This is a genomic window from Enterobacter sp. SECR19-1250, from assembly GCF_013391025.1.
Classification (GTDB): Bacteria; Pseudomonadota; Gammaproteobacteria; order Enterobacterales; family Enterobacteriaceae; genus Enterobacter; species Enterobacter cloacae.
This window is the reverse complement of record NZ_JACASJ010000146.1, coordinates 1-9,056: the sequence shown is the minus strand read 5'-3', so window position 1 is coordinate 9,056 and position 9,056 is coordinate 1. Positions and strand designations below refer to the sequence as shown.

Annotated in this window: 6 protein-coding genes and 1 pseudogene; 3 read left to right on the top strand and 4 right to left on the bottom strand. The window is 46.7% G+C overall.

The features are described 5' to 3' along the window. Positions 1-24: 24 nt before the first annotated feature. The 4 genes and pseudogenes from HX884_RS23935 to HX884_RS23925 all read right to left on the bottom strand — a co-directional run. Positions 25-567, bottom strand: a pseudogene (locus HX884_RS23935) (site-specific integrase); the annotation flags it as partial. A gap of 295 nt (positions 568-862) precedes the next feature. Further along, positions 863-1,162: a hypothetical protein gene (locus HX884_RS27380; RefSeq protein WP_001019190.1), complete on the bottom strand. Its 300-nt coding sequence runs from the start codon at positions 1,160-1,162 to the stop codon at positions 863-865. A 20-nt stretch (positions 1,163-1,182) separates the two neighbouring features. Further along, entirely contained in the window at positions 1,183-1,389 is a 207-nt protein-coding gene (locus HX884_RS23930) for an AlpA family transcriptional regulator (protein WP_000795663.1), read from the bottom strand. Between the two features lie 280 nt (positions 1,390-1,669). After that, positions 1,670-2,515, bottom strand: a complete 846-nt coding sequence (locus HX884_RS23925; RefSeq protein ID WP_001067212.1) for a DUF6387 family protein — start codon at positions 2,513-2,515, stop codon at positions 1,670-1,672. 500 nt (positions 2,516-3,015) lie between these two features. Here HX884_RS23925 and HX884_RS23920 point away from each other — a divergent pair, with 500 nt between their 5' ends. The 3 genes from HX884_RS23920 (at position 3,016) to HX884_RS23910 (ending at position 9,010) form a co-directional block, all read left to right on the top strand. Then, complete coding sequence (locus HX884_RS23920) at positions 3,016-4,257, top strand: integrase (protein WP_058682795.1); 1,242 nt, start codon at positions 3,016-3,018, stop codon at positions 4,255-4,257. A 138-nt stretch (positions 4,258-4,395) separates the two neighbouring features. Continuing rightward, entirely contained in the window at positions 4,396-8,025 is a 3,630-nt protein-coding gene (locus tag HX884_RS23915) for an ATP-binding protein (RefSeq protein ID WP_178328902.1), read from the top strand. Between the two features lie 634 nt (positions 8,026-8,659). Beyond that, entirely contained in the window at positions 8,660-9,010 is a 351-nt protein-coding gene (locus HX884_RS23910) for a hypothetical protein (RefSeq protein ID WP_249166256.1), read from the top strand. Positions 9,011-9,056 lie beyond the last annotated feature (46 nt).

Below are 9,056 nucleotides of genomic sequence, written 5' to 3'. Positions count from 1 at the left end.
TAATCAGCGAGTCAGCTTGGGAAGAAATGACCTGCTTATTCGCACCTTCCCTAAGCTTTTTTCGATTTCCATATTATATTTATCATTATTCCTTGGTTTCTTTCTTTTTATGTTATTAATGAAAGCCATTACTTCCTTGAGAGTATTTTTCTGACCTGCATGTGAAAGAAGTATTTTGCACAACCATTCAAGATAGTTAGCGACTGTTGTAATGCGAAAATACTTAGTTGGTTTTTTGACATTTGAAACCATAAAATTACCATCCCCTCCATCTCGGAAATTTAATGAAGTGAATTCAATCAAATCCTCAATTTCATGAGGAGCGAGAAACAGCTTATTCTGGATTCTTTCATCAATATTGATATTTTTTCTCATAAAGAATCGATATAACAATGAAATGCTCCCAGCGATAACCTTCATTGTTGATATAGACTCTGACCGATTCCTGACTTGTGTTGTTATATACAAGTTTGGATAATACAATGGCTCACCAGTATCTTTATTTACAACATGACAATATCTCTCACCATTTTCGAACATAAAAGAATCCACACAAATACTGCACATATTTTCCTCCTAAACTTTACAAAAAGTATAATTCCAATATATTAATAATAAGCATTTCGTAGATTTACAAATTTATTTGGACCGATTAAGATATTTATTTAAATTAAAACAGTGAGATAGACGATTATTCTTGTCAAATTATCATCTGGTAGATCTAGTTATTATTATGTACACCTAATACTTCGAAAACTATCTCACTGCCTTGCTAATAAACGGCAACCAAAATAATGTAAGTTATTCTGTAAAGTTTTAAGATAAATTATGCAGCCAAACTTTACATTTTCATAAAAAGCTCTTAATCCATTAGATATAAAATTATCCGCTTCGCTAGGAGTTTCAATTCATCAGGACATTTAATTAGAGATAACCAGGTCTCGTAAACATATATCTGTTTGCAAGCATTAAGCTCAGAGATCGAGTCTAAAGGTTCTCTCAGATTTCCTACAAGGTACTGACTGAGCCAGTAAATGATTTCTTTATTAAACTCGTTATTAGGTAAGTCATAAATCACTTCTTGGTCAAAGATCTTGTAAAAAAGATCTCCGCATAAATTGCACATATGGTTTTCTTCGCTTACAAATTCTTCGATATTCATAAAATCACTCCTAAGTTCAATTAAGCAACATTATTTCGACTTGTTTCGATAACAGACTGAATCCAGGTATCAATCTCACTTTCAACGAAAGCTACTGCACGACTTCCAATTTTGACAGGAGCAGGAAACTTACCATCGTTGATCAGACGATATATCCAGGCTTTTCCGTAGCCAGTTCGTTCGAGAACTTCTGGTAATCGTATTAGGCGGGTTGCTTGATTTTTCATTTCGTTATCCCTTGTCGTTGCGGTGAAGTCACTATACGAACAGTTGGGAAAAGAAAAGAGCGAAGCTCCTGAAGCGGAGGTTCTTCGTAGCTATGCAGGATGGTTTTCTCGAAGTTGGTGCCGTACAGAAAAGGGGAACTTGAGAGTAGCTGAAATTCCCCCGTTTTATAGCAAGTGTCAAAATGCCCGGTTTAAAGTAAAAATCGCAAAAAAAAGCACCATTCACAATGATGCCTTTAGTTAATTTTAACAATTAAAACAAATAGTTATAAATGTAATTCTAATCAGATAGTTTCATTACATCAGAGACTTTCATTTGCTTCAAATGGCTATTTTTGTTCATGAAGTAATGGAATTGTCGGATAAAGTCAGTTGTGCAGGATTTAAGAGCCAAAGGCCTGTCGGTATCTTTGATTTGGCTAGACTGCCTCATTTCGCTTTCTTCGTCATCGTCTGTATATAGCAGTCTGGATAACCTGTCGTCAGAGACACGGATTTTTTTAACGGCTGCCCACACCAGGATATCCAGCATAGGTATCACACGATAACTGATGAGTTTCTTGATAGTTCCATACCCAAAGCGAACTGATTCTAAAGGATCTGGTTCGATACCTTTGATTTTACGCCACTGCGGTAATGCAGCTTTAAGCGACTCTGCAATCTCTTCGTCTGTGCCACTTGCCAAATCAATCTCGAACATGACTGTTCGTGAAAACTGATCTGGCATAATATCTGAAAGTGATTCTTCCCGAAGATCTCTGTTTATTGAATAATTGTCATCACCATCCCAAACAAAACCTCCGCGTTGCATAGCAATGATGCTCGTTTCAGCAAGGCGATCAAGAGTTGTTAGAAAAAAATGGGGAGGCTGAAAAAGTTTATTGGCAGGAGTCATGTATCCCAGTTGCCCTTCTTCAATTAAAAAAGGATTGCCACTGAAAATTTTTGAGAAGTAACCCATAAGAGTTCTGCTCTCAAACTCTTCCCGATACTCCTTAAAGAACAAGTTACGAGCCCATATCTCATGGTAAAACTGGAGCAATGAGAGGTCTTCAAATTTGCGATATGTATCAATCTTAAACCAACTCTTGATGTCTTTTGTGTGCTCTGGTGACCAGTTGTTCAAAATCCATTCTCCACCTATGCTGGTACTGCCCTACGGATAGAATTCAGTTTCGCTGAAAAACTACCGCATTCACTAATCGGTGAAAAGCAGATCCTGCTTGCGCAGTTCAGCTACTAGCAGGGAGTTGAACTGAAGAATTTGTTTCCTTTTGATACAATTCTCCAATCCGCTAATCGTGATAACCCATACCATTACGATTTATGGTTCCTTTTTAGAACCACACATAAAATTCAAAGTATAAATAACATTAAAAATCAATGGAATGAATGGCTAATTACAGGGACCGCCAGCCACCAAAATTCTCCATCGGTGATTACCAGAGTCATCCGATGAAGTCCTAAGAGCCCGCACGGCGCAAGCCCTGCGGGCTTTTTTGTGCCCTCAATTTGTCCCGCGAAGTCCGAAGAGAACTAATTAAATCCGAACCTTTTAGGCACCTTGTTAGGCACCTCATAAAGCTATATTGTTTTTGAGGTGCCTAAAACTATGGAAACCCGGCAATGGCAAGACAAACCAAACCTCTATCCGTTAAGGAAATCGAATCTGCTAAACCCAGAGAAGCGGACTACGTTCTCTATGATGGCGATGGCCTTGAGCTACTCATCAAATCCAGCGGGAGTAAAATCTGGCAGTTTCGCTACATTCGCCCTGTCACTAAGAAACGAGCGAAGAAGAGCATTGGCCCCTACCCGTCAGTTACCCTTGCCGATGCCAGAAACTACAGAGCAAAGTCTCGCTCACTCCTGGCGAAACAAATCGATCCACAGCAACATCAGCAGGAACAACTTCGCAGTTCGCTGGAAGCCAAAACCAATACTTTCCAGCTCGTGGCTGAACGTTGGTGGAATGTGAAGAAGGCCAGTGTGACAGAGGACTATGCGGAAGATATCTGGCGCTCTCTTGAAAGAGATGTCTTTCCTGCGATTGGCGACGTTAGCGTTACAGATATTAAAGCTCATACACTGGTTCAGGCCGTGCAACCGGTTCAGGCAAGAGGCGCGCTGGAAACCGTCCGTCGCCTTTGCCAACGTATCAATGAAGTCATGATATATGCTCAGAATACAGGCCTGATTGATGCTGTTCCCAGCGTTAATATCGGTAAAGCCTTCGAGAAGCCTCAGAAAAAGAACATGCCCAGCATTCGACCGGATCAGCTACCTCAACTGATGCAGACAATGCGAACAGCCAACATTATCCTTTCCACACGCTGCCTGTTCATGTGGCAACTTCTTACTATTACCCGCCCTGCTGAAGCGGCTGAAGCTCGCTGGGAAGAGGTAGACATAGAAGCGCGAGAGTGGAAGATTCCTGCAGCACGCATGAAAATGAACCGTGACCATACTGTTCCATTGTCAGATGAAGCGATTGCGATATTGGAGATGATGAAGCCGTTAAGTGGAAATCGAGAATTTATCTTTCCCAGCCGCATCAAGCCAAACCAGCCGATGAACAGCCAGACAGTTAACGCATCGCTGAAACGCGCAGGTTTTGGTGGGGTGCTCGTTTCACACGGTCTGAGATCTATCGCCAGTACAGCCCTAAATGAACAAGGCTTCCCACCTGATGTTATTGAGGCGGCCCTTGCGCATGTAGATAAGAATGAGGTCCGTCGTGCCTATAACCGCAGTGATTATCTTGAGCAGCGGCGGCCCATGATGCAGTGGTGGGCTGATTTTGTGATGGCTGCTGATCGTGGAAGTATGGTTGAGGGCGGTATGAGGGGAGAGCGTTTAACGGGATGACGGATAATTAATGACAGTTCCCACTTTAGTAGTGGGCCAGATGAGAATTTATATTTCAAGCGAAAGCTAATAGTTTTAGAAATCAAACTAATTAGCATAATATCTCTTAATTGAAGGGATATGGAGCCGCAGAAATAAATGAAGACACGGCAGTATGCGCAAAAATCAATCTTCGATCTGGAAGCAATCTTCGAGCAGTCCAGCAACAATGTTAGCGAACTTGAACAGTTGTTGAGCGAGCTGACCTTTCGCAACACTGCCAGGGCGCGGACGCTGACGGCTAAAATCGAGCAATCTCTATTTGCACTTAGCGGCCACAGCGTGGTCGCCATGTCGGCTTCCAGCCCATCAACACACCATCCCGATTCGGTGTCCATTCAATCTTCTCGAGTTGTGCCCCACAATTCGCCTGCTGCGGAAGAGCAACTTCAACTGAAGGCCATCCCAGACTCTGCCATACGAGAGCAATTCGACAAAGACCAAATCGACCTTGGTCCGATCCCGTCTTTTTCTCCATCAGGTAAGGCGAATGATGCGCGAGCAATACTGGCAGCATGGACAGCCCTCGAAGCGCTGTCGCCTCAAGCTTATAAACGCCCAGAGGATATGGCAACCGGCGACCGCTCTAGGGTTGCTCTATTGGAGCGAGGTGTTCCATGGGGACCAAATGCCCGCAGCAAGCCCAGTTATAAGCTTTATTTCGAGGTCGTCCTCGGCTCCATCGCTCTCGACAAGGCGACGGACGAGCTGGTCAAGGTTTTTGGCGAGGATGAGGAGCGTTCACGCCCGGACGGTAAGAAAGCGGCCATCGGCTCGATCCTGATCGACAAAGAAGGCTTTGTGCTTGAGGACAAAGGCGTTGCCGTGTCCAGTTTTGCCTGGGCACTCAAGCCGGCTCTCGATCTGAAGCTTGGGAGTTTAGGGAATTGGCCGAATGTTGAGCCGCGCATTATCGAGCATCTGGATCGAATGGTTCGCCACCACAACAAAGATGGAGAACCCATACCGATCGATCTGAATGTTGTTCATAACGCTTATAAATGGCTTGTATCGCAGTTCAGTGTACCCGAGCATTTGGTTGAGCCACCCACATTCGCGATTAAGGTGTTTCATCATTTCAAGGCTAAGGCGCCGCCTGAACCTTCGTTACTGAATTCCTTCTATCTTGAAGATCTCGGTGAAGCAACCAAATTGCTCGAGACGGGCAAAGCCGGAACCGGTTTGCGCCGCTACATGGGAATTGGAAGACCTGACCAGAAAATCGACGTGCTATCGCCCATTTCCGCAGTTGAGCCGTTCGTCGCACCGTCGCTCATGCCGCAGGCTCGTTGGCCTTCGAAAGGCGGCCATCCACTGGTGCTGCTTCAACAGGCTGCCGTGAATGCGGCGCGTGCTGAGCTGAATGATGCTCCAGGTATCATCGGCGTCAATGGGCCTCCGGGAACCGGAAAGACCACTCTTCTCCGGGATATCGTCGTTGGATGCATTCTCGATCGGGCCACGGCGATGTCCGGCTTCAACAAACCGCAGGATGCCTTTTCCACAACAGGCGAGAAGCTGGCATTCGGTTCCAATGCATTCCTGCACTTCTACAAGTTACATGCATCCTTGAAGGGCCATGAGATCGTCGTAGCCTCCTCCAATAACAAAGCAGTCGAAAACGTCAGTAAAGAGCTTCCTCTCAAGGAAGCCAATGGTCGCCATGAACAGATCGCCTACTTCCGGTCCATCAGCGACCTGATTGCGAATCCCAAACGCGCCGGCTATTTCGAAGCCGAGGCCGAGGGGGACATCCCCTCCGACACTGTCGAAACCTGGGGGTTGATCGCCGCAGCTCTCGGCAAGAGCAGCAACCGAGGCGCGTTTCAGCAAGGTTTCTGGTGGAATGAAGACGGTGGTTTCCTTACCTACCTGAAAGCAGCTCGCGGCATAAATGTCATGCGTGAGATCAAGGACGAGCGAACTGGCGAAACCATCGATCGCGTGATGCCCAGCGTGGTTGTCAATGAGCGGCCCAGCACCAACGAAGCGGATGCTGCTGCGGCCTGGCAGAAAGCGCGAACCGCCTTTCTTAAACTTAAGGAGACGGTAGACGCCGAAATCGCCAGCATCGAAGAGATGCGACGGGATATCCAGGCGCTCAAGGGAGCGATCACCGAACTTCAAAGAGCTGAACAGCGTCGACCGAGTCTGAATGAAGCCGTCGAAGAGGCACACAAGACTGCTGAATCCTGCCAACGAGAGCATGAGAAGGCAAAATCGCAGATCGAGCAGGACAAGATCATGCTCGACAGCCATCTTGCTTGCCGTCCAGGTTTCTTCTCCCGTTTGTTTGCGACTGCGGCCTGGAAGTCGTGGAGATCGACACTGCAGAAGCTCTCGGCGACCTTGCAGCAATCAGTCATACGGGCGCAGGGGACGGACGGTGCCCTAGAGCTTGCAAGGGCTGAGTGGAGCAATACTGAGTCCCAGTTACAGCAACTCGACCAGGAAATTTCCAGCAAATGTCAGGCTGTCTCGAAATTGAAGGCAACCGAGGCACAGGCACGAAACCGTATGGGAGACAGGGTCGTTGATGAGAGGTTCTTCGAGCGCGAGCACGAGGCTATCCACCTCACTGCACCCTGGCTTCCCGATGAGGTTCATCGCCTGCGGGAGGATCTTTTCGCCGCTGCCCTGACTGTGCATAAAACGTTCATCGATGCTTCGGCCAGCCGCTTACAACACAACCTTGGGTTATTGATGTCAGGCATGGTAGCTGGTGCCTTCCAGTCTTCCGCTCACCGTGAACTTCTCCCCGACCTTTGGTCAAGCCTTTTCGTGGTTGTGCCGACCGTGTCCACGACATTCGCCTCTGTTCGGACGATGTTCGGGGATCTGCCACCAGAGAGCATTGGTTGGCTTCTGGTAGATGAAGCGGGCCAAGCCGTTCCTCAGGCAGCAGTTGGAGCTATCATGCGGGCAAAGCGCTCCATCGTGGTAGGTGACCCGTTGCAAATCCCACCTGTAGTTTCACTTCCTGAAAAGCTGAACGCCGAAATCTGCAAGTTCTTTGACATTGACCAAGTCGAATGGTCTGCCCCCGCAGCATCTACGCAGACCCTTGCTGATCAGGCATCGCGCTTCAAATCCACCTTCGTCGTGGACGGAGGTGATCGAGAAGTCGGGATGCCATTGCTCGTTCACAGGCGTTGCCAGAACCCAATGTTTGATGTTTCTAACTCCATCGCCTATGCCGGGCAGATGGTCCATGCTGTCGGGCCTAAAAAACCCGGATCTATCGGCTCGGCTTTGGGGAGATCTCACTGGGTGGATATCAATGGCGATGCTGAGACGAAGTGGTGTCCCGACGAGGGCGAAGCGGTTGTGCGAATGCTCAAAGAGCTGGCAGCATCGGGCATTACAAATCCGGACGTATTTATCATCACACCATTCAAGATCGTAGAGCAGAACATGCGTCGGCGTCTCGACAGTGAAACTGATCTGCTGCGAACGTTCGGCGTAAAGCTGGATGAATGGTGCCGTGATCGTGTAGGCACAATCCACACGTTCCAGGGCCGAGAGGCGGACACAGTAATCCTGTTGCTGGGTGCGCCGAAAGCGAGTCAGCAAAGGGCACGTCAGTGGGCGGCAAGCCCACCAAACATAATCAATGTAGCCGTCTCACGCGCCAAGCAAAACCTGTATGTGGTCGGCTCGGCTGCTGCATGGGCAGGGGCGGGAACTAGCCTTCAGGTCCTGCATCGGCAATTGGCGAAATCAGCCTAACAATCTCCGAGGTGGCCCTCATTATTGAGGGCTCATCGCGACTCATTTTTGGCTAACTTCAGTAATGGGCTGGCCGCTATGTGTTAAAATCTGACATTGCTCACATAATAGTCAAGCAGTCACTTTTCACCGCCCATCCAAGCTTGATAATTCTTACCGCTCCCCTTATATCCACACTGAGGAATAACCTCTGACATGGCTAAGGAGTATGATTATGGGGCTTAAACCTGGTCCAAAACCAATCGCAAAATCAACAGGAAAACCCGATCAACGCAGACGTGATAATAAGGATACACCCGGCAATACCCCAGGACTGAAACCAAGCAAATCAACTGGGAAGTAATCGTTTAAGGGTATGGAGAATTCATCTATACCCTTATCTCATCAAATCAGTCTGCTTTAACCCGTTTAGTGCCAGGAGCGGAAGTTGGAGTGTCAGAGGCCCTCTAAAATGATGGTTTGTTTTGCAGGGATACTTACACAACGCCTACGCCGTTTCTATGTGGATTAATGTATGACGGTAATGCCTGCCTTCATTCCGTCAGTTCTTGCAGTGCTTGCTTTCGCATGGATAGACGAATGAAAAGAATGGTTTATATACTTGCCCATATCTACAGATTTTTCAGGTACTCGCATGAAAATGACACGCTTAGAAGCTATTAAAGCATGGGGAAGAGCAAGCCGTGAAGGTAAGCCTATTCCCGATGATGTTAGAAAGGTTCTGATCAGCACTCAAAATGATAGCTATCACGATTTCGGTATAGAAGCTCCTACAGATAAAGTTAGAGTTAGCAAAGAGCAAGTAAAAAGGAATATGAACGGTAAGAAGCCGTTAGCTACATCTGGTACTATGCGTAGTACGGGAGGTGCTTTAACTCCTGAACAAATGGAAATATACAACCAAAAACGTAAGTTAGATAATCAAAAGCGTAAAAATAACCCTCAACTTTATTCAAAGCTAATGCAAGATTTTATTGTGATGTAGCCCCCTGAAACACCGGACAGTAGCTGTATCTCCAGATAAGAGATAG

Coding starts and splice junctions, on each gene's coding strand:
- HX884_RS27380 (WP_001019190.1), bottom strand. CDS start 1,162: ATGAATATCGAAGAATTTGTAAGCGAAGAAAACCATATGTGCAATTTA.
- HX884_RS23930 (WP_000795663.1), bottom strand. CDS start 1,389: ATGAAAAATCAAGCAACCCGCCTAATACGATTACCAGAAGTTCTCGAA.
- HX884_RS23920 (WP_058682795.1), top strand. CDS start 3,016: ATGGCAAGACAAACCAAACCTCTATCCGTTAAGGAAATCGAATCTGCT.
- HX884_RS23915 (WP_178328902.1), top strand. CDS start 4,396: ATGAAGACACGGCAGTATGCGCAAAAATCAATCTTCGATCTGGAAGCA.
- HX884_RS23910 (WP_249166256.1), top strand. CDS start 8,660: ATGAAAATGACACGCTTAGAAGCTATTAAAGCATGGGGAAGAGCAAGC.